The sequence below is a fragment of the Chryseobacterium cheonjiense genome (genome assembly GCF_012927265.1).
Taxonomy (GTDB): Bacteria; Bacteroidota; Bacteroidia; order Flavobacteriales; family Weeksellaceae; genus Chryseobacterium; species Chryseobacterium cheonjiense.
The window spans coordinates 193967-218516 of record NZ_JABBGF010000003.1 but is presented as its reverse complement, the minus strand read 5'-3'; the positions used below and the strand labels follow the sequence as shown (position 1 = coordinate 218516).

20 protein-coding genes and 1 tRNA gene are annotated in these 24550 nt (G+C 37.7%); 1 reads left to right on the top strand and 20 read right to left on the bottom strand.

Translation table 11 applies throughout. The features are described from left to right. Positions 1-136 precede the first annotated feature (136 nt). Entirely contained in the window at positions 137-1000 is an 864-nt protein-coding gene (locus HHL20_RS15865) for a CPBP family intramembrane glutamic endopeptidase (RefSeq protein ID WP_169232153.1), read from the bottom strand. Between the two features lie 282 nt (positions 1001-1282). Between HHL20_RS15865 and HHL20_RS15860 the strand changes: the two genes are divergently transcribed. Beyond that, positions 1283-1495, top strand: a complete 213-nt coding sequence (locus HHL20_RS15860) for a hypothetical protein (protein ID WP_072955399.1) — start codon at positions 1283-1285, stop codon at positions 1493-1495. Between the two features lie 58 nt (positions 1496-1553). Here HHL20_RS15860 and HHL20_RS15855 read toward each other — a convergent pair whose 3' ends face one another. The 19 genes from HHL20_RS15855 to HHL20_RS15765 form a co-directional block, all read right to left on the bottom strand. Beyond that, on the bottom strand, positions 1554-2846 hold the full coding sequence (locus HHL20_RS15855; protein ID WP_169232152.1) for an MFS transporter: 1293 nt from the start codon (positions 2844-2846) through the stop codon (positions 1554-1556). A 173-nt stretch (positions 2847-3019) separates the two neighbouring features. Then, the gene (locus HHL20_RS15850; RefSeq protein WP_169232151.1) at positions 3020-3775 is read right to left on the bottom strand and encodes a T9SS type A sorting domain-containing protein; all 756 of its coding nucleotides are present in this window, start codon (positions 3773-3775) and stop codon (positions 3020-3022) included. Positions 3776-3778: 3 nt separating this feature from the next. Further along, positions 3779-4306: an ankyrin repeat domain-containing protein gene (locus tag HHL20_RS15845; protein WP_169232150.1), complete on the bottom strand. Its 528-nt coding sequence runs from the start codon at positions 4304-4306 to the stop codon at positions 3779-3781. Then, on the bottom strand, positions 4303-4848 hold the full coding sequence (locus HHL20_RS15840) for a YceI family protein (protein WP_169232149.1): 546 nt from the start codon (positions 4846-4848) through the stop codon (positions 4303-4305). Before HHL20_RS15840 ends, HHL20_RS15845 begins: the two co-directional genes overlap by 4 nt. Positions 4849-4857: 9 nt before the next feature. Beyond that, entirely contained in the window at positions 4858-5196 is a 339-nt protein-coding gene (locus HHL20_RS15835; RefSeq protein ID WP_169232148.1) for a hypothetical protein, read from the bottom strand. A 1-nt stretch (position 5197) separates the two neighbouring features. Further along, complete coding sequence (locus HHL20_RS15830) at positions 5198-6043, bottom strand: DUF5777 family beta-barrel protein (RefSeq protein WP_169232147.1); 846 nt, start codon at positions 6041-6043, stop codon at positions 5198-5200. A gap of 122 nt (positions 6044-6165) precedes the next feature. After that, positions 6166-6816, bottom strand: a complete 651-nt coding sequence (locus HHL20_RS15825; protein ID WP_169232146.1) for a Crp/Fnr family transcriptional regulator — start codon at positions 6814-6816, stop codon at positions 6166-6168. Positions 6817-7007: 191 nt separating this feature from the next. Further along, positions 7008-7313, bottom strand: coding sequence for a DUF3467 domain-containing protein (locus HHL20_RS15820; RefSeq protein ID WP_029295596.1), 306 nt, complete (start codon positions 7311-7313; stop codon positions 7008-7010). An 89-nt stretch (positions 7314-7402) separates the two neighbouring features. After that, a complete protein-coding gene (gene rpoC / locus HHL20_RS15815) occupies positions 7403-11668 on the bottom strand; it encodes a DNA-directed RNA polymerase subunit beta' (RefSeq protein WP_169232145.1) in 4266 nt (1421 codons plus the stop codon). A 165-nt stretch (positions 11669-11833) separates the two neighbouring features. Then, the gene (gene rpoB, locus HHL20_RS15810) at positions 11834-15655 is read right to left on the bottom strand and encodes a DNA-directed RNA polymerase subunit beta (protein WP_169232144.1); all 3822 of its coding nucleotides are present in this window, start codon (positions 15653-15655) and stop codon (positions 11834-11836) included. 694 nt (positions 15656-16349) lie between these two features. Next, positions 16350-16718 carry a 50S ribosomal protein L7/L12 gene (rplL, locus tag HHL20_RS15805; RefSeq protein ID WP_029295588.1) on the bottom strand — a complete coding sequence of 123 codons (369 nt, stop codon included), beginning with the start codon at positions 16716-16718 and terminating at the stop codon, positions 16350-16352. A gap of 46 nt (positions 16719-16764) precedes the next feature. Continuing rightward, complete coding sequence (gene rplJ / locus HHL20_RS15800) at positions 16765-17358, bottom strand: 50S ribosomal protein L10 (protein WP_169232143.1); 594 nt, start codon at positions 17356-17358, stop codon at positions 16765-16767. Between the two features lie 17 nt (positions 17359-17375). Continuing rightward, positions 17376-18068, bottom strand: a complete 693-nt coding sequence (gene rplA, locus HHL20_RS15795) for a 50S ribosomal protein L1 (protein WP_169232142.1) — start codon at positions 18066-18068, stop codon at positions 17376-17378. Between the two features lie 11 nt (positions 18069-18079). After that, positions 18080-18526, bottom strand: coding sequence for a 50S ribosomal protein L11 (gene rplK, locus HHL20_RS15790; protein WP_034702033.1), 447 nt, complete (start codon positions 18524-18526; stop codon positions 18080-18082). A gap of 213 nt (positions 18527-18739) precedes the next feature. Beyond that, positions 18740-19282 (bottom strand): transcription termination/antitermination protein NusG, encoded by a 543-nt coding sequence (gene nusG, locus HHL20_RS15785; protein ID WP_002976412.1) that lies wholly within the window; start codon positions 19280-19282, stop codon positions 18740-18742. A gap of 21 nt (positions 19283-19303) precedes the next feature. Further along, the gene (secE, locus tag HHL20_RS15780; protein ID WP_029295580.1) at positions 19304-19510 is read right to left on the bottom strand and encodes a preprotein translocase subunit SecE; all 207 of its coding nucleotides are present in this window, start codon (positions 19508-19510) and stop codon (positions 19304-19306) included. Positions 19511-19522: 12 nt separating this feature from the next. Next, positions 19523-19593: transfer RNA gene (locus HHL20_RS15775), tRNA-Trp, on the bottom strand. Positions 19594-19653: 60 nt separating this feature from the next. Beyond that, positions 19654-20859: an elongation factor Tu gene (tuf, locus tag HHL20_RS15770; protein WP_042721320.1), complete on the bottom strand. Its 1206-nt coding sequence runs from the start codon at positions 20857-20859 to the stop codon at positions 19654-19656. Positions 20860-21305: 446 nt separating this feature from the next. Continuing rightward, on the bottom strand, positions 21306-24404 hold the full coding sequence (locus HHL20_RS15765) for an efflux RND transporter permease subunit (RefSeq protein WP_169232141.1): 3099 nt from the start codon (positions 24402-24404) through the stop codon (positions 21306-21308). Positions 24405-24550: the final 146 nt, after the last annotated feature.

The window sequence follows — 24550 nt, the reverse complement described above, 5'->3', positions numbered from 1 at the left end:
CTTATCATTAAGATAAAAGAGATACCTAAGTCTTAAAAATCTATGATCTTTATTTTTGAAAGCTTATTATGTCTAAATTTATAAGATAATTTTTATCTCTTTACGGTTAAATTGAAATTAGCGTAAACACACTTTCTCATTCAATATCATATTTCCTCCGTAGGATCTTCAAAAACTCTTCTTTGGAAATTCCCTTTTTTGATTCAAAATTAATATCAATCAAACCTTCATCAGTGCTGAGCTTTCCTTTTTCATATATATAGTCTAATAAATCCTGAAACTGATACCGCCTGGCCGTGATCTCATATATTTTGTCACCTTCAATTTGCGCATGAATTGTAACAGTGCTGACAAAAGCTTTTTCTTCGATCTTTATCTGATATTCTGAAGTGCTCTCCACAAAAACCGGAGTAAAAAGCACATATAACGAAGGAATAATAATAGCAAAAAGGAAATTCCAAATGGCATGATACAGCATACTGTACAAAATATTGAGCCTTACTCTGATATAGCTGAGAACTAACCCTCCTGACAGCTGTGATGCGATAATTAAAGGTGACAAGGCATAAAATTCCCAGGAATCATTTACGTAATTATTCAGGTGGATAAATCCGAATAAAATTGAGAATCCATAAACTAGAAACGGGAAAATCTGGTTCCACTTTTCTCTTCTCATGAATGTGGAAAATATTTTTTTATACCGTAAAGAATACCGGAAAATTAATTCTTCCGATAACGGTGCAAGAATAACGGTCAAGAATACGGCATTTAATAAAGTTAGATTTTTAAATATTTCACTTTCTTCGACCGCTATGAGTTTTTCAACGACATATTGTAAGGGAAATATAAATATCAGTGAAAAAATAATTTCCAAAGCAAGCATATTAAATATTAAAGAAACTTTTTTTCCGGCAGTACCATTAAACTGAACATCATTTGGTTTCCTAATGAATCGTATTAAGTCAGCAGCATCATCTTTAAATTTTATTAAATAACTCACGAAAATTTTTCATCAATAAGTTGTTCCGCGATACTTATTGTTACAGGGATCCCTAGTTTAAAAGTTTTGTTTAATTTTTTCATTCAATAACAAAATATTCAATTGATTTAAAATTTTATTAAAATAACTTGAAAACAAAGAAATTCTTGCTAAAATCCTAATAAATTCTTGCATATGTATTCATAAATTCATTATCTTTATGTTAGATTTTAGATAGACCCCCGAATTTTGGTAGGGTGTTTGATATAAAAACATAGTTTTAATTAAAATTCAAAAATATAGATGAAAAATATCCAAGACGAATTTCAGGTTTTTAAAGATGAATTGAGAAAGTTGAATATCGAAGTTCAGAAAGTAGTGAAGGTGGGAAACGGAAGTATGGATTTCCACGAAGTATTTTACAAATCGCCAAGATATGAAGATGTAAAGAGTGTATATGTTCAGCGACATAACCTGGACAATATTCTCGCCAAATTTAAGCAAGCCTATCATTAAATAGAACCCGCGGCTCAGATTCTCTGAGCCGCGGGTCTTTTATACACTATTATTTTATTTAATCTTTATCAAGGGAAGATGTTTTCTTTGTCTCTCTCATTCTTGAATAGACGACAAAAGAAAAGAAAATACAGGCTGTGATGTACCAGTAAAAATAATGCTCTACATGCTGCTGCTTAAACCACAACGCCAGATATTCTGCCGTTCCTCCGAAAATCGCTACCGTCAATGCATATGGAAGCCCTACTCCCAACGCTCTTACTTCAGCCGGGAAAAGTTCTGCCTTTACCACCGCATTAATAGAAGTATAACCGCTCACAATAAGTAGTGCTGCCATGATCAGGAAAAAGGCTCCCCACATAGACGTAGTTGTACTTAGAGCATTCAGTAATGGATAGGTGAATACAGTACCGAGAATCCCGAAGCTCAGCAACAGCGGTCTTCTTCCTATTTTATCTGATAAAGCTCCAAAGACAGGCTGCAGACAAGCAAAAATAAAAAGGGAAATAAAGGAAATCAATGTCGATTCTTCTTTTGTAAGATGAACGGTGTTTACCAGAAATTTCTGCATGTAAGTGGTGTAAGTATAAAAGGCAAGTGTTCCGCCTAAGGTAAGCCCTACAACAGTCAGTAACGCTTTTGGATGTTTCAATAATTCTTTGAGGGTTCCTTTTTTGTTTTCATCCACACTTTTTTTAGTTTCAAATGCTTCGGTTTCATGAAGATTGGCCCGCAGATATAAGGCAATGACCGAAAGGAGTGCTCCGACAACAAAGGGAATTCTCCAACCCCAGCTTTCAAGCTGGCTTTCCGTCAGTAGAAGTTTCTGTAAAATAAGCTGAATTCCCAAAGCGATTAGCTGTCCGCCAATAAGGGTAACATATTGGAAGCTGGAGTAAAATCCGCGACGGTCCGGAGTTGCCATTTCGCTGAGGTAGGTTGCAGAAACACCGTACTCTCCTCCCACACTCAGTCCTTGCAGAAGCCTTGCTATTAATAAAAGTAACGGTGCCAAGACTCCTATTGTATTATAAGTCGGGGTAAGCGCAATCAGAAGTGATCCGAAAGACATAAGTAATACCGAAAACGTCATCGCTTTTTTACGGCCGATCCGGTCTGCAATACTTCCAAAGAGCCATCCGCCTACAGGGCGCATAAGAAATCCTACGGCAAAAATCCCCGCGGTATTCAGCAGCTGTGCCGTCATATCAGAATCAGGAAAAAAGGAATTTGAAAAGTAAATGGCAAATGCTGCGTAAGCATACCAATCGTACCATTCAACGAGATTTCCGATGGATCCGCCCACAATAGCTTTTATTCTCTGCGCAGTGGTGATTTGAGAAGTTTTCATACCGGAAAGATATTTCTTTTTTGATAGATGTAAAAGATGCCGGGTAAAATTTTCTTTTATAAATGGTAAATGAGCCTACTTTTGCTAACCAGCAGAAGAGAATCTTGTGGATTGTTATTAAATTTCGGGGCGGCGGCTTTGCCGCCGCCCCGAAATTATTCTTAGGCACTTAATTATTCTTTGATGAGCTGTTCAAAAGCTGTTGAACCGTCTTTTAGAGTAATTTCAAGATAATAATTTCCTGATTTCAGATCGGAAATATTAATTTGTTTACCATCCACTTTCACGCTCCTGATTTTTCTTCCCGTAGACTCAAAAATATCAACCGATTTTATTTTATCAGCATTTTTTAAGCTTACCGTTTCTTTTGCAGGATTTGGATAAAGAACAACTTTTTTACTTTCAAGATCCAAATCATTTGTTCCTAAAACTGAAGTTCTTGTAAGAGTTGCATACCCTCTGTTTCCTCCACCATGATATCCTGAGGACAAAGCAGTTCCTGGCCCTTTTGCAAAGAAAATATTAATTGATGTAGCCGAATTGGTAATTGCCGTATCTCCTGATCCTCCCGTAAGAGATCTTGTAGCAACTACGGTTCGTATTCCTCCAGAAGTTGTGTTTGAGGTTTCCGTCCAATCTTGAGAGACATCTGCAGTAGGTGTTACTCCAACTCCTCCAAATGTATAATCTCTGTTTGTAGAAGAATTATAAATAAATCCGTCTGCACCATTTGCCATTCCACTGCTTCCGAAACCAATTCCCAAATATGATGTATCGGGTCCGGTTAATGTAATTGTAGCTTGAGTTGGTGACGTTACAAGTTTAACAGTCATTCCGGTTGATCCGAGATTTACTGTTCCTGTCGAAAAAAACTGAGCTCCGAGCGAAGATGCCAGAGCCATTGATAAAGTAAGTAAAACTTTTTTCATTCGCTAATTTTTTAAAAGATTAATAATTTCTTTGTTGTTTGTCTGAAGGGCATACTCAAAAGGTGTCATTCCCTGTGAATCTTTAATAGATTTATCGGCTTTGTATTTCAGTAATAATTCCGTCAATTCTTTATTACCGAATTTTACTGCCCAGAACAATGGTGTAGCGCCGTTTGCATCTGCAATATTCGGGTTTGCATTTTTTATTAAAATATACTCTACCAAATCTTTATTATATTTCACCGCAAGTCCTGCTAATGCAGTTCCTTCCTGGCTTTTATAATTTACATCTTTCACGTTGTCTATTAAAAATTTAGCAACTTCTACATTTCCTCTATAACATGCTAAAATTAATGGGGAGAAGCCGCTTTCATTGGTTTGATTAATAATATCCGGATTCTGTTTCATAAGTTCTTTTACTTCCTCAACAGTTCCTGTGCGGGCAATATCAAAAATTGATTTTGCCTTATCCTGGGCCGTTGTAAATGTGAATCCCAGAAATATACTTAAAAGTAGTATCAGCTTTTTCATTGTTTTACCAAAACATAATTATATTCAACATTCACTGTTTCCGCTACTTTCTTCATCACCATTTTGGGGATTGTCACTTTATGGTCGGCCGCTTTTACCGCAAATCCTCCTGACATATAAATTTTGCCGTCTTTAGCATACATTGTAGCAGTGGATGTATATGCTTTTGCCACTCCATGGAAATTAAGCGTACCCTGAACAGTATATTTCTGAGGTGAAGCTGTAAGTTTCGACTTATCAAAATTTACAATTTTACCACTAAAAGTGGTCTTCGGAAATTTGGCTGTTTCTGCGTAGCTTTCATTGAAATGCTCTTCCATAAGCTTGGTTTTAAAATGAAAATTTTTAACTACCGAAACGGAAGCAATATCGCCGTTATCTGCATTGAGCACAACAACATTGTTGTCATCCTGCGCAAAGACGTCTTCAAAAAGAGGGACAGATGCTTCGAATGTTATCTTTCCTGTTTTAGACATATATTTCTGGGCAAAAAGAAAATTACCCGATATCATTAAAATGATTAATAATGCTAGCTTTTTCATAATACTATTTTAGTTTTCGGAAAGACCGTCGGCTTTCCATTTGGTGATGATGTTGATTTGTGCCGGCGATAAACTTCCGCTCTGCGGCATTTTCAGTGGATCACCATTGGGTCTGCTGATCCGATTTATAATATTATCTATATTATTTTTAACCTGGGTATAATTGGTTAAAGCCTGAGCACCAGGAGAATGACAGCTTACACAGTTACCATCAATAATTGCTTTAACATCTTTATTGTAGGTTACTGTTTCCGGAACAGGAGTATTGTCGGATATCTCTTCATAGGTTCTGCTTTCACAGGCAATCAATACTGCTGCTGTAGCAATGATATATATACACTTTTTCATATTAAAAAACTCTATAAAGATTAAATCCAAAGAAAATCTGTCCTTTTTCCCACTTTCCTGTAGCGTTCGTGAGATATCCTATATCTGAATTGATTTGTGAATTGGTAAACAACAGCTGAAAAACATGCCCTCCCGTTTCAATATCCATCCCTACTGAAAGCGGGTTTTTATAAAAGCTGTGGTTATCGAAATTCACAAAATACTCTGCGTTGATGGATATTCTTTTGGATATTTTATATCTTCCTCCAAGACCTGCCAGAAACTGATTCTTATCTTCTATTGCAGGTTCATAAAGATTTTTATGAACATAAGAAGGGGTAAGCTGTAAAGAAAAATTATCATTAAATCGTCTGGAAATTAAAGCTTGGGTAAGGTAAGCCAACCTGTCTCCGAATTTAAGATGAGGATAATTATCTGTACTCAGATCTGTGTTTACGGCCATCACATTATAACCGACAATATCGACAGGGAAATTTTCATTCTGCTTCAATAGTCTGTATTTTGCTCCTCCTTCAAAAGTTTTCTGGTTGGTTTCTCTTGATAAATTGAATGAGAGCCAATCTGTAGCTCCATATATGACTCCCAGCTTTGTAGAAGCATCATCCAGTCCGAAAAAATCTTTAAATCCTTTGCTTACATCCCCGAAACGGTGTGCTACAACAATATACCATTCTTTTTTTGCAGCGAGTTTGGTAGATTGGCCTGTAACGATCTGTAATGCCTTAAAAGCAGGTTGAGAAGTATCTGTGTTTTTTGTTTGAATAGTGTCAATATCTTTTAGCAGATCTTCCTGTGCAAAGGTGAAACCTGAAATTAATACTGACAAAAAGAGTAAGGTTTTTGTCATACAGTTTATATTATAATTAATATGACAAACTTATATACTTATGCTATCAAAATTGTGTGATAAAAGTCACCGACAGGATTGTTTTTATCAATTAAATTGTTAAATAAGTTATATATAATTTATTAGCCTTGTATAACATTTTCATTTATAGGAACTTTTATCCCTTCTTTTGTCTGTGAAATTTCTCCCTCATTTTCCATTTTCTTCAATACACGGCTTACCACTTCCCTGGAAGTTCCCAGATTACTGGCAATTTCTCTATGCGTAAGTCTGACAGGATTGTTTCCGGTAAGAGAGATCTGGTGCCGAATATAGTTCAGCACTCTTTTGTCGAGACGATGAAAAACGGCATCATTTACCATATTCATTACGTCTGAAAACCTTTTATCATATTCATGATAAAAAAGCCTGTTGATCTCAGGGAATTGTATCAGCCAGTCATGAACAACTGAAACAGGAATAAGCAAGACTTCGGAATCTTCTTCGGCCACTGCATAAACCCGGCTTATATAGTCCGTAAAAATGGAGGAAAACGTCATAAGACAGCTATCATTAGCCCTGATATAATAGTAAATGAGTTCACGCCCGTCATTTAAGGTAAAGACCCTTATCGATCCTTTAATTAAAAAAGGGACGAATTTATTTTTCTGGCCTTCACGAATGATTTCAGTTTTTGACTTAACTTCGGTAATGACCGCGTTTTTTTCAAGCTCACTTAAAAATTTTGCACCTAAGAAGCCAAATTTATTGAGAATAAATTGATTGTTTATCATATCCTTATACCATATATAAAACAAAGATATAAAATTGTGAATTCTGTAGGCGATTTTTTTGATCTATTAATAAAATTTACATAAAACGGAAAATTATTAATAATATTATAATCAAAATATTTTTAATGAATAAAAAAACCAAAAAAAAATGCCCCATAAATGGAGCATTTTCTTTATGATTATGAGTAATCTTAAGCGTTTACGTTGTTTCCTCCTAATACGAAAGGCTCAACTTCTTTGATTTCTCCGAATTGCTGTTCGTAGTTAGCAATATTTTGTTGAAGAGCAGAAAGTACTCTTTTTGCATGAAGCGGAGCAAGAATCACTCTTGATCTTACCTTCGCCTGCTGTACACCCGGCATTAACTGGATGAAATCTACTACAAACTCAGATGGAGAATGGTTTACCAAAGCTAAATTAGCATAGATACCAGCCGCTACCATTTCGTTTAATTCGATGTTGATGTTTCCGTCTTGTGGGTTTTGATTGTTGTCCATTTGTTATAAATTATATTTTAAAAAATTCGAAATTTGAGATTGTGAAAGTATAAAAATAATTTCAAACCTCAAATTTCAAATTATAAATTTTAGTTAAGATCTTCGAATTCCTTCTTAGAACCAACGATTACATTTTGGTATTCTTTAAGACCTGTACCTGCAGGAATTCTATGCCCTACAATTACATTTTCTTTAAGACCTCCAAGATAGTCTACTTTTCCGGCAACAGCAGCTTCGTTAAGAACTTTTGTTGTTTCCTGGAATGATGCTGCAGACATGAATGATTTCGTTTGAAGTGCTGCTCTTGTAATCCCCTGCAATACAGGCGTTGCTGTAGCTGGCAAAGCTTCTCTCACTTCTACTAAAGCCTGGTCTTCACGCTTCAACTTAGAGTTTTCATCTCTTAATTCTCTTGCCGTAATCATCTGTCCCGGTTTGAAGATTTTAGAATCTCCCGCTTCAGTCACTACTTTAAGGCCAAATACTCTGTTGTTCTCTTCCAAGAAATCATATTTGTGTTCAAGAGCTCCTTCAAGGAACTGAGTATCACCTCCGTCAACAATAGATACTTTTGTCATCATCTGTCTTACGATGATTTCGAAGTGTTTGTCGTCGATTTTTACCCCCTGAAGACGGTAAACTTCCTGAATTTCATTTACTAAATATTCCTGAACAGCTGTTGGACCTTTGATTCTTAAGATATCGTCCGGTGTGATTGATCCGTCAGAAAGTGGTGAACCAGCTCTTACGAAGTCATTCTCCTGTACCAAAATCTGGTTGGATAATTTAACCAAATAAATTTTTCTCTCTCCAGTTTTAGCTTCAACGATCAATTCTCGGTTACCTCTTTTGATTTTTCCGTAAGAAACTACCCCATCGATTTCTGTAACCACCGCTGGGTTTGAAGGGTTTCTTGCTTCGAATAATTCGGTAACTCTCGGAAGACCTCCGGTAATATCCCCTGCTTTTGCAGATTTTCTCGGGATTTTGATTAAGACTTTACCTGCCTTAATTTTTTCACCATCATTTACCATTAAGTGGGCTCCTACCGGTAAGTTGTACGCTTTCTGCTCAACTCCTTTAGAATCTACCACTTTCAAAGTAGGTACGGCTTTTTTATTTCTTGATTCGGAGATTACTTTCTCTTCAAATCCTGTCTGTTCGTCAATTTCCAACTGGAATGAAACCCCCTGGATGATATCTTCGTATTCAACCTTACCTGCAGTCTCTGCAATAATAACGGCGTTATACGGATCCCATCTACAGATTACGTCTCCTTTTTTCACTTTATCACCAGGTTTTACTGATAATATGGAACCGTAAGGTACGTTGGCAACCATTAATGGAGTTCTTGACTCATTATCAGCAACCAATCTGAATTCTGTTGAACGGGAAACGACAACTTCCGCTGTATTACCGTTTTCATCTTCAGAAGTAATGGTTCTTACTTCATCCATTTCAACGATACCGTCTCTTCTTGCAACGATGGAAGGGTTCTCTGATACGTTTCCTGCAGTACCCCCCTGGTGGAAGGTTCTCAACGTAAGCTGAGTTCCCGGCTCCCCGATGGATTGTGCTGCAATTACACCTACCGCTTCACCCATGTGGATCATCTTACCTGTTGCTAAGTTTCTACCGTAACATTTTGCACAGATTCCTTTCTTAGCCTCACAAGTTAATGGTGAACGAACTTCCACGGCTTCTAATCCTGCTTCTTCTATTCTCTTAGCTAAAGCTTCAGAGATTACCTGATCTGCCTCAGTAATTAATTCGTCTGATTCTGGATCATAAATATTATGTAAAGAAACTCTACCTAAAATTCTTTCAGAGATTCTTTCAACGATCTCGTCATTTTTCTTAAGTGCAGTAACTTCTGTACCTCTTAAAGTTCCACAGTCGTCTTCTGTAACAATAACGTCCTGTGCAACGTCTACCAATCTTCTCGTTAAGTAACCTGCATCGGCAGTCTTAAGAGCGGTATCCGCAAGACCTTTACGGGCACCGTGGGTAGAGATAAAGTATTCTAGGATGGAAAGACCTTCTTTAAAGTTTGCAAGAATCGGGTTTTCAATGATCTCCGCTCCGGTGGAACCGGCTTTCTGTGGTTTTGCCATCAAACCTCTCATCCCTGATAACTGACGGATCTGTTCCTTAGAACCCCTCGCTCCGGAGTCAAGCATCATGTATACAGAGTTGAAACCACCCTGATCAACTTTCATTCTGCTCATGATCATTTCGGTCAATCCGGCATTGGTATTTGTCCAAACGTCGATTACCTGGTTATAACGTTCTGTATCGGTAATAAGACCCATGTTATAGTTGGCTCTAATTTCGTCTACAGTTTCGATAGATTGTGCAATCATCTGTTTTTTCTCAACAGGAACTACGATGTCTCCTAATGAGAATGAAAGACCTCCTTTGAATGCGTTTGAATACCCTAAGTCTTTCATGGCATCAAGGAACTTCACGGTTGTAGGGAAATCCGTGTCAGCAAGGATCTTACCGATAACGTTTCTTAATGATTTCTTCGTAAGAAGTTCATTGATATATCCTACTTGCTTAGGTACAATCTGGTTGAATAAAATTCTACCTACAGAAGTTTCGATAAGTCTCGTAACGATTTCTCCGTTTTCTTTGATTGGCAGTCTACATCTTACTTTAGCATTTAAAGATACTCTTCCTTCTGCATAAGCGATTTCCGCTTCCTCAGGAGAATAGAATGCAAGACCTTCACCTTTCACTTTCATATCTTCTGTAGAGCTTAATTCTTTAGTCATGAAATAAAGACCAAGAACCATGTCCTGAGAAGGTACCGTAATCGGAGAACCGTTTGCCGGGTTCAAAATGTTTTGAGAACCTAACATTAATAACTGAGCTTCAAGGATTGCTTCAGGACCCAACGGTAAATGTACCGCCATCTGGTCACCGTCGAAATCGGCGTTGAATGCCGTTGTTACCAACGGGTGAAGCTGAATCGCTTTACCTTCAATCATTTTAGGCTGGAATGCCTGAATACCCAGTCTGTGAAGCGTAGGCGCCCTGTTCAATAGTACCGGGTGGCCTTTCATCACGTTTTCAAGAATATCGTATACAACAGGCTCTTTTCTGTCGATGATTCTCTTTGCAGATTTCACTGTTTTTACAATTCCTCTTTCAATCAGTTTTCTGATGATGAATGGTTTGTAAAGCTCAGCAGCCATATCTTTAGGAATACCACACTCATGAAGCTGTAAGTTTGGACCTACAACAATTACCGAACGCGCAGAGTAATCTACCCTTTTTCCTAATAAGTTCTGACGGAAACGACCTTGCTTACCTTTCAATGAATCTGAAAGTGATTTCAATGGTCTGTTTGATTCAGATTTTACAGCTGAAGATTTTCTTGTATTATCGAATAATGAATCTACCGATTCCTGAAGCATACGCTTTTCGTTTCTTAAGATTACTTCAGGAGCTTTGATCTCCAATAATCTTTTCAAACGGTTATTTCTGATAATAACCCTTCTGTAAAGGTCATTCAAATCGGAAGTAGCGAAACGTCCACCATCCAACGGAACCAATGGTCTTAATTCCGGCGGGATAACTGGAAGCACACGCATGATCATCCACTCAGGCTTGTTGATCATTCTTGTATTAGCACCTCTTAATGCTTCTACAACGTTCAATCTTTTAAGAGCTTCAGTTCTTCTTTGTTTTGAACCTTCATTGTGCGCTTTGTGTCTCAGGTCGAAAGACAATGCATCAAGGTCGATTCTTTTTAATAATTCCTCAACCGCTTCAGCACCCATTTTAGCGATGAATTTGTTTGGATCAGAATCATCAAGATACTGGTTCTCGATTGGAAGAGTTTCCATGATATCAAGGTACTCTTCTTCAGTTAAGAACTCCATATTTTCGAAATCGGAGCCGTCTAACTTTTTAGCAATACCCTGCTGAATCACCACATATCTTTCGTAGTAGATGATCATATCCAACTTCTTGGAAGGAATTCCTAAAAGGTAACCGATTTTGTTCGGTAAAGAACGGAAATACCAGATGTGCGCAATTGGAACAACAAGGTTAATATGCCCTATTCTTTCTCTACGTACTTTTTTCTCTGTAACTTCTACTCCACAACGGTCACAAACGATCCCTTTGTAACGAATTCTCTTGTATTTACCACAAGCACATTCGTAATCCTTTACAGGACCGAAGATTTTTTCACAGAACAAACCATCTCTTTCAGGCTTATGCGTTCTGTAGTTAATAGTTTCCGGCTTAAGAACCTCCCCTCTTGACTCCTGAAGAATCGATTCCGGAGAAGCTAAACCGATGGTTATTTTATTAAATCTACTTGATTTATTTTTATTTGACATAATTTTTTTGGTTTAAGGTTCAGTGTTTAAAGTTTCAGGTAATGTCCCTTTAAAATCAAAACCATTTAAATTAAATTTAGGCTAAAGCCAAATTGTCAATTTTATTTATATGGACGGGCTAAAGCCCGCCGCTATTGAACATTATTAATTAACAAAAATTAATAATTACTCCTCCAATCTTACGTCTAATCCAAGACCTTGCAACTCGTGAAGCAATACATTGAATGATTCCGGAATACCTGGTTCAGGCATGGATTCACCTTTTGCAATGGCTTCATAAGTCTTCGCTCTACCAATCACGTCATCCGACTTCACGGTAAGGATCTCTCTAAGGATATTTGATGCTCCGAATGCTTCAAGAGCCCAAACCTCCATCTCCCCGAATCTCTGACCTCCGAACTGAGCTTTACCTCCTAACGGCTGCTGAGTAATCAATGAGTATGGACCGATAGAACGTGCGTGCATTTTATCATCAACCATGTGACCTAGTTTCAACATGTAGATTACCCCTACTGTTGCAGCCTGACTAAATCTTTCTCCGGTACCACCATCATAAAGATACGTGTGACCGAATTTAGGAAGTCCTGCTTTCTCAGTATATTCAGTAATCTGATCAAGACTTGCTCCGTCGAAGATCGGTGTCGCGAACTTCAATCCTAATTTCTGACCAGCCCATCCAAGAACTGTTTCATAGATCTGACCAATGTTCATACGAGAAGGTACCCCAAGTGGATTCAGTACGATATCTACCGGTGTTCCGTCTTCAAGGAATGGCATATCTTCTTCACGAACGATTCTCGAAACGATACCTTTGTTACCGTGACGACCTGCCATTTTATCTCCTACGTTAAGCTTACGTTTTTTAGCGATGTACACTTTCGCAAGTTTCATGATACCTGCAGGAAGCTCGTCTCCGATTGAAATTGCAAATTTCTCACGGTTTTTAACCCCTTGAATATCGTTGTACTTGATTTTATAATTGTGAATTAATTGTTTGATCAATTCATTTTTATCGTTATCAACAGTCCAGTCTGAACCGCTAACGTTTACATAATCTTCAACTGAAGTCAATAATTTGTGAGTGAACTTCACCCCTTTACCGATAATTTCCTCATCAAGGTCATTTTTAACCCCTTGAGAAGTTTTACCGCTTACCAGTGTATTTAATTTTTCAATTAAAGTATTTCTTAAATCATCAAACTTAGCCTTGTAAGTGTTTTCAATTTCTTCAAGTTTAAGTTTTTCTTCAGTTCTTTTCTTTTTATCTTTAATATTTCTAGAGAACAATTTCTTGTCGATCACAACACCTCGTAATGATGAATCTGCTTTCAATGAAGCATCTTTCACATCACCGGCTTTGTCACCGAAGATCGCTCTAAGAAGTTTTTCTTCAGGCGTTGGGTCAGATTCACCTTTTGGAGTGATTTTACCAATCATGATATCTCCAGGCTTCACTTCAGCACCGATTCTGATCATACCGTTCTCGTCAAGATCTTTTGTAGCTTCTTCAGAAACGTTCGGAATATCTGCTGTCAATTCTTCCATACCTAATTTGGTATCACGAACTTCAAGAGAATATTCATCTACGTGAATTGAAGTAAACCAGTCTTCACGAACAACTTTTTCGTTGATTACAATCGCATCCTCGAAGTTGTACCCTTTCCAAGGCATGAACGCAACCACTAAGTTTCTACCAAGAGCCAATTCTCCTTTTTCAGTAGCATAACCGTCGCAAAGAACCTGTCCTTTTTCCACTACATCACCTACTCTTACGTTTGGTCTTAGGGTAATGGTTGTACTCTGGTTGGTTTTTCTGAACTTAGTTAAGTTATATGTTTTCGTAGCAGACTCAAATTGTACTAAATCTTCGTCTTCGCTTCTTTCATATTTGATAACGATTTTGTCGGCATCTACATACTCTACCGTACCTGTACCTTCAGCGTTAATCAAAATTCTTGAATCTCTTGCAACCTGCTGCTCAAGACCTGTACCCACTACCGGAGCCTGTGGCTTCAATAAAGGCACTGCCTGACGCATCATGTTGGATCCCATCAATGCACGGTTCGCATCATCATGCTCCAGGAACGGAATTAACGAAGCTGAAATACCGGAAATCTGGTTTGGTGCTACATCGATAAGATTAACCTGAGAAGGTTCCACCACCGGATAGTCACCATCCAATCTTGCAATAATTCTGTCTGTTAAGAAGTCACCATTATCACTCAATTCAACGTTTGCCTGAGCAATTACTTTATCTTCTTCATCCTCAGCATTTAAGTAGATAGGATCAGCATTAAGATCAATCTTGCTGTCTGCTACTTTTCTGTACGGAGTTTCGATGAAACCAAGTCTGTTGATTTTAGCATAAATACCTAAAGATGAAATCAAACCGATGTTTGGTCCTTCTGGAGTTTCAATTGGACAAATTCTTCCGTAGTGGGTATGGTGAACGTCTCGAACCTCGAAACCTGCTCTTTCTCTTGACAAACCTCCAGGCCCTAGTGCAGAAAGTCTACGCTTGTGCGTGATTTCTGAAAGCGGGTTGGTTTGGTCCATAAACTGAGAAAGCTGGTTGGTACCAAAGAATGAGTTGATTACAGATGTTAACGTTTTCGCATTAACAAGATCAAGCGGTGTAAAGATTTCGTTATCTCTAACGTTCATTCTTTCCTTGATTGTTCTCGCGATTCTTGAAAGACCTACCCCGAACTGTCCTGCCAATTGCTCACCAACAGTTTTGATTCTTCTATTTGATAAGTGATCGATATCATCAACATCAGTTTTTGAGTTCACCAATTCGATCAGGTGTCTTACAATTGCAATGATATCTTCTTTTGTAAGAACCTCAGTTGTTGTAGGAATGTTTAGACTTAATTTTTTGTTCAGTCTGTAACGTCCAACTTCACCAAGAGAATATCTTTGCTCAGAGAAGAATAATTTTTCAATGATTCCTCTTGCTGTTTCCTCATCTGGTGGATCTGCGTTTCTTAACTGACGGTAGATATATTCTACCGCTTCTTTTTCAGAGTTGGTAGGGTCTTTTTGTAGTGTATTCTGGATGATAGAGAATTCATTGCTGTTTTCTTTGTGGATCAAAATAGACTTCACACCAGCATCAAGAATAAGATCTAAATGTTCCTTTTCAAGAATTGTTTCTCTATCCAGGATAATTTCGTTTCTTTCAATAGAAACTACTTCACCTGTATCTTCGTCTACGAAATCTTCAAACCAAGTGTTCAAAACTCTCGCAGCTAATGTTCTTCCTTCTACTTTTTTAAGGGCAGCTTTAGAAACTTTAACTTCTTCGGCAAGGTCAAAGATCTGAAGGATATCTTTATCAGATTCGTAACCAATTGCTCTTAACAAAGTTGTTAACGGTAATTTTTTCTTACGGTCGATATACGCGTACATTACGCTGTTGATATCGGTTGTAAATTCCATCCAAGATCCTTTGAAAGGGATAATTCTTGAATAGTATAATTTGGTTCCGTTTGCGTGGTATGTCTGCCCGAAGAATACACCTGGTGAACGGTGTAACTGGGTAACGATAACTCTTTCAGCACCATTGATGATGAAAGATCCACTAGGCGTCATATAAGGAACCGGACCTAAGTATACATCCTGAACTACGGTTTGGAAATCTTCGTGCTCAGGGTCTGTACAATACAATTTAAGCCTTGCTTTAAGAGGGACAGAATATGTCAATCCTCTTTCCACACACTCATCGATTGAATAACGCGGAGAATCTACCAGATAATCAAGGAATTCCAACACAAATTGGTTTCTGGAATCCGTAATCGGGAAGTTTTCCTGAAAAGTCTTGTAAAGACCTTCATTCGTTCTGTCTTCAGGAAGCGTATCAAGCTGGAAAAACTCTTTAAAAGACTCGATCTGGATATCCAGGAAGTCAGGAGTGATAATTTTTCCTTTTGCTGATGAGAAATTAATTCTCGGCGTTCCCTTAGTTGTTGCTGTTGTTTTACTCATAAAACTTTTAAGAAAGGGTTAAAAAATATTTTGATTCATTAAAAAATATCAGAAAAGAACAAGAAAAGAAAAAATAAGGTAAAAGTGTTTTGGCGCTCACGAAGGACCTTGAATTCTTTAACTTTGCACTTGGCTCTTTCTAACTGCAACACTGGTATATCTTTTCACAGCGTAATGCAAAATATTTTTATTACTTTTGAGGCAGAATAGCCATAATATCTATATACAACAAAGCCCTTTCATATAATGAAAGAGTTGATTAACAGTATTTTATAGAATTATAAACAATTTTTCGCGCCAAAAGAGACTGCAAATTTACGAAAAGTTATCCACATTTACAACTTTATTGAATAATTTAATATTGATTATACTTATTCGAAATGCTTGTTTAAAAGCTAGTCAAAAATTCCTGAAATTCCTCGTATAATTTAAAGAAAAAATTCTCATCTGTAAAAATCAATGTCATATTGATAGGAAAACTTCTATTCGTATGGTGCTGAGGCTCCGAAGCCACCAGTCCTAACATCATAGCCCCGATAGGAGCATTTGTTTGAGCTCATTTTTTTGGTTTCAGCGCGGCGGCTTCGCCGCCGCGCTGAAACCAAAAAAATAGCGAGTGCGGATAGCGGGATCAAGCTCCTCAACAAAAAAAGCCCGGACAAATGTCCGGGCTTTATATTATAGATAATTGAAATTACTTCAATTCTACTTCAGCACCAGCTTCTTCTAATTGCTTCTTAAGAGCTTCAGCTTCGTCTTTAGAGATACCAGTTTTGATTGGAGCAGGAGCACCATCTACGATATCTTTAGCTTCTTTAAGACCAGCACCAGTTAAATCTTTTACTAATTTAACGATCGCTAATTTAGAAGCACCTGCAGACTTAAGAATTACGTCGAATTCAGTTTTTTCTTCAGCAGCTTCAGCAGCACCTCCACCTGCAACTACAACTGCAGCAGCAGCTGGCTCAATTCCGTACTCATCCTTAAGGATAGCAGCTAATTCGTTTACGTCTTTTACTGTTAAGTTTACTAGCGTTTCAGCTAAATTTTTTAAATCTGACATTGTTGTAATGTTTTTGTTGATTATTTATTTAATTTTTTGAGTATAATTATTCAGCAGCTGGCGTTTCGTCAGTGCTTTCTGCAGCAGGAGCTTCCGGAGCTTCCGTAGCAGGTGTTTCTTCTACTGCAGGAGCTGCTTCTTCAACTTGAGCTTCTGTAGTTTCAGATTTGTTTTGAAGAGCAGAAACCACTCTCTGGATTGGAGACTGAAGTAATCCGATGATTTCACCGATCATTTCTTCTCTAGACTTGATGCTCACCAAAGTATCAAGGTTATTGTCACCAAGATAGAAAGTTTCCTGTACGAAAGCTGATTTCAATGCAGGTTTTTCTTCTTTCTTTCTGAAGTCTTTGATTAATTTTGCAGGAGCGTTAGCTGTTTCAGCAATCATTAATGCAGAGTTCCCTTTGAAAGTTTCGAACATTTCAGAGAAATTCACTCCGTCAATCTGCTCCATTGCTTTTTGCAAAAGTGTATTTTTTACCACTTTCACTTTGATATTTTGCTTGAAAGCCTGTCTTCTGAATTCTGAAGATCTAGCAGCATTCAAACCGTCCAGATCAGCTACATATACTACTTTAGCATCCTGAAGCAAATCTTTGATCTCTTGTATCGCTACAACTTTTTGGTCTTTTGTCATTGTCTTAGGATTTAGTATTAGTTAATAGCTTTAGTATCGATTGCAATACCAGGACTCATTGTAGAAGATAAATAGATAGACTTCACATAAGTACCTTTAGCAGCAGTTGGCTTCATTTTGATCAAAGTAGAGATCAATTCCTGAGCATTTTCCTTGATTTTAGCAGCATCGAAAGATACTTTACCAATACCAGCGTGGATAATTCCGTATTTGTCTACTTTAAAGTCAATTTTACCAGCTTTTACTTCAGTTACTGCTTTACCAATTTCCATAGTTACAGTTCCTGATTTTGGGTTTGGCATTAAACCTCTTGGCCCTAATACTCTACCTAATGGTCCTAATTTACCCATTACAGCTGGCATTGTAACGATAACGTCAACATCTGTCCAGCCTTCTTTGATTTTTTGTAAATATTCATCAAGACCTACATAATCAGCACCAGCTTCTTTAGCTTCAGCTTCTTTATCCGGAGTTACCAAAGCCAAAACTTTAACATCCTTACCGGTTCCGTGAGGAAGAGATACTACACCTCTTACCATTTGGTTTGCTTTTCTTGGATCTACACCCAATCTTACAGCGATATCTACAGAAGCATCAAACTTTGCAGTGTTCACTTCTTTTACAAGAGCTGAACCTTCTTCAAGGTTATAGATTCTTCCTTTTTCTACTTTGCTTAAAGCTTCCTTTTGCTTTTTAGTCAATTTTGCCATTTCTTTAAGTATTAAGCGTTAAAAGTTGGTTTAGTTCCTGTTACTCTTAATCCCATAGATCTAGCAGTACCTGCAACCATAGAAACTGCAGAATCCATTGTAAAGCAGTTAAGGTCGGTCATTTTATCTTCAGCGATTTTCTTCACCTGATCCCAAGATACAGAACCTACTTTGTTTCTGTTTGGTTCTCCGGAACCACCCTTGATTTTAGCCGCATCCATTAACTGGATTGCTGCAGGAGGAGTTTTAATTACGAATTCAAAAGATTTGTCTTCGTATACTGTAATTACTACAGGTAAAACTTGTCCCGGCTTATCTTGAGTTCTTCCGTTAAATTGCTTACAAAACTCCATGATGTTCACACCTGCAGAACCCAATGCTGGACCTACTGGTGGAGAAGGGTTAGCTGCGCCACCTTTCACCTGAAGCTTTACCATTTTAAAGACTTTTTTAGCCATTGTTTGTTTTTTAAATTTGAATAATTAATGAGTTTGGAAGCATTATTATTCAGCAGGTTATCATTCTCACATTAGATAAGCCTACTTTTCGGACTGCAAAATTATAAAATATTTTTGAAATAGCAAATTGATATTCTTATTTTTATATAATTTTTAAAATAAAAAACCACTTATTGTTTAATAAGTGGTTTTTAAAATATTTTTAAGTATGATTTATACCTTTTCAACCTGCATGTAGCTAAGTTCCATTGGTGTTTTTCTTCCGAAGATCAAAACTGAAACTTCAATTTTCTTTTTATCTTCAAGAATTTTTTCAACGGTTCCGTTAAATCCATTGAATGGTCCGTCAATTACTTTAACGTTTTCACCCACTACATAAGGAATTTCAACATCGCTGGCAAATTCTGAAAGTTCATCCATTCTTCCAAGCATTCTGTTCACTTCAGATTTTCTCATCGGAACAGGGTCTCCGCCTTTTGTTAAACTTAAGAAGGAAATAACTCCCGGAATATTTTTAATAACGTGAGGAATTTCTCCCATCAGATCAGCTTCAATCATTAGGTATCCAGGATAGTAAGGTCTTTCTTTAGGAACTTTTTTACCGTTTCTGATCTGAATAACCTTTTCCATAGGAATAACCACTTGAGTAACGTACTGCTCAAACCCTAAACGTTTGATTTCTGTCTCAATATAGTTTTTCACTTTATTTTCCTGTCCGCTGATTGCTTTCAGCACATACCATTTCAATTCGCTCATTATGGGAAAATAGTTTTATTATTAATTGAACAAGTTGATAAGCATTCCTATTATGTTGCTGATTGCTTTAGAAAACAACTCATCAACACCAAAGGTAAATAACGCCAGAATTACTGTTGCAATCGTTACTACAATTGTAGAAGACTGCAGATCAGACCATTTTGGCCATTCAACTTTATGTCTGAATTCGTTATAAGAACCTTTTAAAAAATCGATAAATGAACTCATAATTGTTATTTGCACGGGCACAAGGATTCGAACCCTGATCAACGGTTTTGGAGACCGGTATCCTACCATTGGACGATGCCCGTAGTTAAAAAAAAGCTTCCGTAAAGAAGTTCCTTACGGAAGCTTTATATTGTAATAGATGATTAGTCTAAGATTTCAGTAACCTGACCTGAACCAACTGTTCTACCTCCTTCTCTGATCGCGAATCTAAGACCCTCGTTAAGAGCGATTGGCTGTAACAATTCTACAGTGATCTCTAAGTTATCACCAGGCATTACCATTTCTACACCTTCTGGTAAGAAGATCTCACCTGTAACGTCAGTAGTTCTTACGTAGAACTGAGGACGGTATTTGTTGTGGAATGGAGTGTGACGTCCACCTTCTTCTTTAGAAAGGATATAAACTGATGCTTTGAATTTTTTGTGTGGCTTCACAGAGTCTTTCTTAGCGATTACCATACCTCTCTTGATGTCAGTTTTTTCAATACCTCTCAACAATAGACCTACGTTATCACCAGCTTCACCTCTGTCTAGGATTTTTCTGAACATCTCAACTCCTGTAATTGTAGAAGTTAATTTTTCATCACCCATACCTACGATATCTACAGGATCACCAGTGTTGATGATACCAGCTTCGATTCTACCAGTTGCTACAGTACCTCTACCAGTAATAGAGAATACATCTTCGATTGGCATCAAGAATGGCTTGTCTGTATCTCTGATTGGCTCTTCGATCCACTCATCAACAGCATCCATTAACTGCTCAACAGACTTAAACCACTTATCATCAGAGTTACCTTCAGTAGCAGCAGTAAGTGCACCAAGAGCAGAACCTTGGATTACAGGAGAGTTATCACCATCAAATTCATAAGTAGATAATAAGTCTCTAAGCTCCATTTCAACAAGCTCTAATAACTCAGCATCATCTACCATGTCAACTTTATTCATGAAAACAACGATTCTTGGTACGTTTACCTGACGGCAAAGTAGAATGTGTTCTCTTGTTTGAGGCATTGGTCCGTCAGTCGCAGCACATACCACGATAGCTCCGTCCATCTGAGCAGCACCTGTTACCATGTTCTTTACGTAATCCGCGTGACCTGGACAGTCAACGTGAGCATAGTGTCTTTTTTCAGTTTCGTATTCGATGTGAGCTGTATTGATAGTAATACCTCTTTCTTTTTCTTCTGGAGCAGAGTCAATTGCAGAGAAGTCTTTTTTCTCAGCAAGACCTTTGCTAGCTAATACAGCAGAAATAGCAGCTGTAAGAGTAGTTTTACCATGGTCAACGTGACCAATAGTACCAATGTTCAAGTGTGGTTTGTTACGATTAAACGTTTCCTTTGCCATGATTTAAAATTATTTATTTATTGTTTTTCAAATTTTCGGTGTGCAAATATAATGAATTTTTAAATACCAAAACCTTTTTCTTTAAAAAAGTTTCAATATTCAAATCCAATGAAGTACAAACCTTATATTTCAATGTATTGAGATTGCAAATTTACACAAATTTCTTAATTGAAAAAATCCTTCTGAAGCTTTTCATTAAATTATAAACTATCTCTTTAATTCTGAATCAAATAGATCCAAATTAAAAAAATTCCAGGAATATAAAACCATCATTCACATTTTGTCGTAGATACAAATATGAACATTTGTTGCAGTTTACCTAATGCTGTTAAAGATTTATGGCAGCCTAAAGGACTTTAAACCTCATAATAATTATTTCAATAGTAAGAATCGCGGAAAACTTCGTTTTCCGCGATTCTTTTAATAAATATGAATGTAAGAAATAATTACATCTGCTGGGACTTTTTAGTTCTGTTGAAAATCCAGAAAATAATCGGGAAGATCAGCAAGGTTAAAACAGTTGCGGTAATTAATCCTCCGATAATTACAATAGCCAAAGGCTTTTGAGACTCTGAACCGATACCGGTAGACAATGCTGCCGGCATTAATCCGATGGATGCCATTAATGCTGTCATGATTACAGGACGCGTTCGTGATTTTACCCCGTTGAGCAATGAGCTGTCCAGATCCATCCCATTTTTAACATTCTGATGAAATTCTGTGATCAGGATCACTCCGTTCTGAATACATATTCCCAGAAGGGCGATCATTCCCACTCCGGCTGAAATCCCGAAATTAATTCCGGTGATGTGAAGCGCGATAATTCCTCCAATTAAAGCAAAAGGAACATTGGCCAAAACCAGTAAAGAGTCTTTCATGTTTCCAAAAAGGATAAATAAAAGGAAGAAAATTCCCAAAATACTGACCGGAACAACCTGTGTCAATCTTTTTGAGGCTCTCTGCTGATTTTCAAACTGGCCGGTCCATCCTACGGAATAGCCATCCGGAAGATCAATTGTAGAGACTGCTTTTTGTGCGTCAGCAATGGTGCTTCCCAGATCACGGTCGCGGATGGAAAATTTGATTCCGATATATCTTTTAATATCATCTCGATATATAAATGCGGCTCCGTTGTCTTTTTCAATCGTACTGATCTCTTTTAACGGAATCTTGGTGCCGTCCTGTGTAGGAACCATTAATGCGGCAATATCATTTTCGTCTTTTCTATACTCCTGCGAATAACGGAGGCGAATCGGAAATTTCCTTTCTCCATCAAACATTTCCGATGCGGTTTTACCACCGAAAGCCATTTCGAGAACAGACTGTGCATCATCCGGCATTACGCCATAGGCGGCCATTTTATCTCGATCCAATATCACACTTACTTCCGGCTGCCCAATATTTTTAATGATTCCGGCATCTTTTACTCCTTCAATATCTTTAACCTGTTTTAAAACTTTTTCGGCAAGTACATCCAAAGTCTGAAGATTATCCCCATAAATTTTAATTCCGTTTTCTGCCTTGAACCCCGCAACTGCTTCGGCTACATTATCCGAAATAGGCTGGGAATAATTGAAGGTAATTCCCTGATAATTTCTAAGTTTTTTATCAATCTCTTCAATGAATTCCTCGTAGGTAATCTTTCTTTTCCAATCTTCTTTAGGTTTTAGATTTACGGCAAACTGTACAAATCCGAAACCGTTCGGGTCTGTTCCGTCGTTACTTCTACCGGTTTGCGCAAGAACATCCGTCACCTCCGGGAAACTCATGATGTCTTTTTTGAGGAGATCGGCGGTTTTCAGGGATTCTTTTAATGATGAGCTCATCGGCATCTCCGCAGTGATCCATAATGAACCCTCATTGAGCTGCGGTAAAAATTCTGTTCCTAAAAATTTTCCCGAGAATAAGGTTACGGCTAAAAATGACAGCGAAACTATTAAGCTTAATTTTTTATGTCTAAATGTAAAACTGAATCCTTTTAAAACAATTCTGTCCCAGAAATTCACAAACGGATTATTTTTTTCCTTTACATTTTTATTTAAAAGAATGTGTGAAAGTACCGGAACGAGCGTTAAAGTGAAAATCAAAGCCCCCATTAATGCAAAACCTAAGGTAAATGCCAACGGCGAAAACATTTTTCCTTCCACTTTCTGGAACGAGAAAATCGGAATTAGAGAAGTAATGATGATTAATTTTGAGAAGAAAATTGCCTTTCCAAGACCTGTTCCGGTTTGTTTGATCCAGCCGGCTTTTGCTAATTTGTTGAATTTTTCATTACCGTATTTATGGGCTTTATGGTCGAGCATGACAAAGAGCCCTTCCACCATGACGACGGCTCCGTCGATGATAATTCCGAAATCGACCGCTCCTAATGACAATAAGTTGGCGCTCATTCCCGCCAGTTTTAAACATAAGAAAGCAAACAATAAAGATAAGGGGATAATAATGGAGACTATTAATGTCGTTCTCCAGTCTGCCATAAAAATCAAAACAATCACTGTTACCAGAATAATTCCTTCGATAAGGTTATGCATTACAGTGTGTGTGGTAAAATCCATCAGGTTGTCACGATCATAAAAGGTGACCATTTTGACGTCTTTTGGCAGAACTTTTTCGTTTAATTCTTTAATTTTAGCCTTCACACCTACCAAAACATCGCGTGGATTTTCCCCTTTTCTCATCACTACGATTCCTTCCACAGTATCTTCCTGACTGTTGAGTCCAGCCTGCCCGACCCTCGGCATTGAGCTTTCGTGAACTTCGGCAACATTCTTCACCAAGACCGGATTACCGTTTTCATTCTGGATGGTGATATTTCCGATATCTGCGACAGATTTTACCAAACCGATTCCACGGACAACATACGCCTGTCCGTTTTTTTCAATAACATCCCCTCCAACATTCAGATTGCTTTTGGTAACAGCATCATAAACCTGAAGCGGTGTAAGATTATATTTATCCAACGCTCTCGGATCAATACTTAATTCAAAAACTTTATCCTGGCCTCCGAAAACGTTGATGTCTGCAACGCCGGGAACGCCTCTCAAAGCACGGTCGATCACCCAGTTCTGTAATGTCAGCAATTCCCTGGAATCTTTGGTTTTACTCTGTAAAGTATATCTGAAAATTTCTCCGGTGGGACCATAAGGCGGCTGTACTTCGGGGTCAACCTCATCAGGAAGGCTTACTGCTCTTAACTGGTTATTCACCTGATTTCTGGCAAAAGTATCGTCTACCCCATCATCAAAAAGTATTTTGACAATGGAAAGCCCGAACATCGTGGTGCTTCTTACGCTGGTTTTCTTCTGAACCGGACTCATTGCCAATTCAATAGGTGTTGTTACAAAACGTTCAACTTCTTCTGCGCTTCGGCCGTTCCATTGGGTAATAATGACGATCTGGGTGTTAGTAACGTCAGGAAAGGCTTCGATGGGCATATTCTTGAAGCTGATGAATCCCGCCACCGCCAGAACGGCTACCCAGATAAAGGTAAACGTTTTATTTTTTAATGAAAAGGCAATTATATTTTTAATGAATTTGTTCATGATGGATTTTTTTGACCTAAAAAAGCCGTTGAATTATTTTCTTTAACGCAAAGCGCGCAAAGTTTTTTTGATAAACTATACGTTTTTAAGTTCGCAAAAGGCGTTTCACTTAACAAAGAATCCGAATTTTTGAACCATTAAGGACA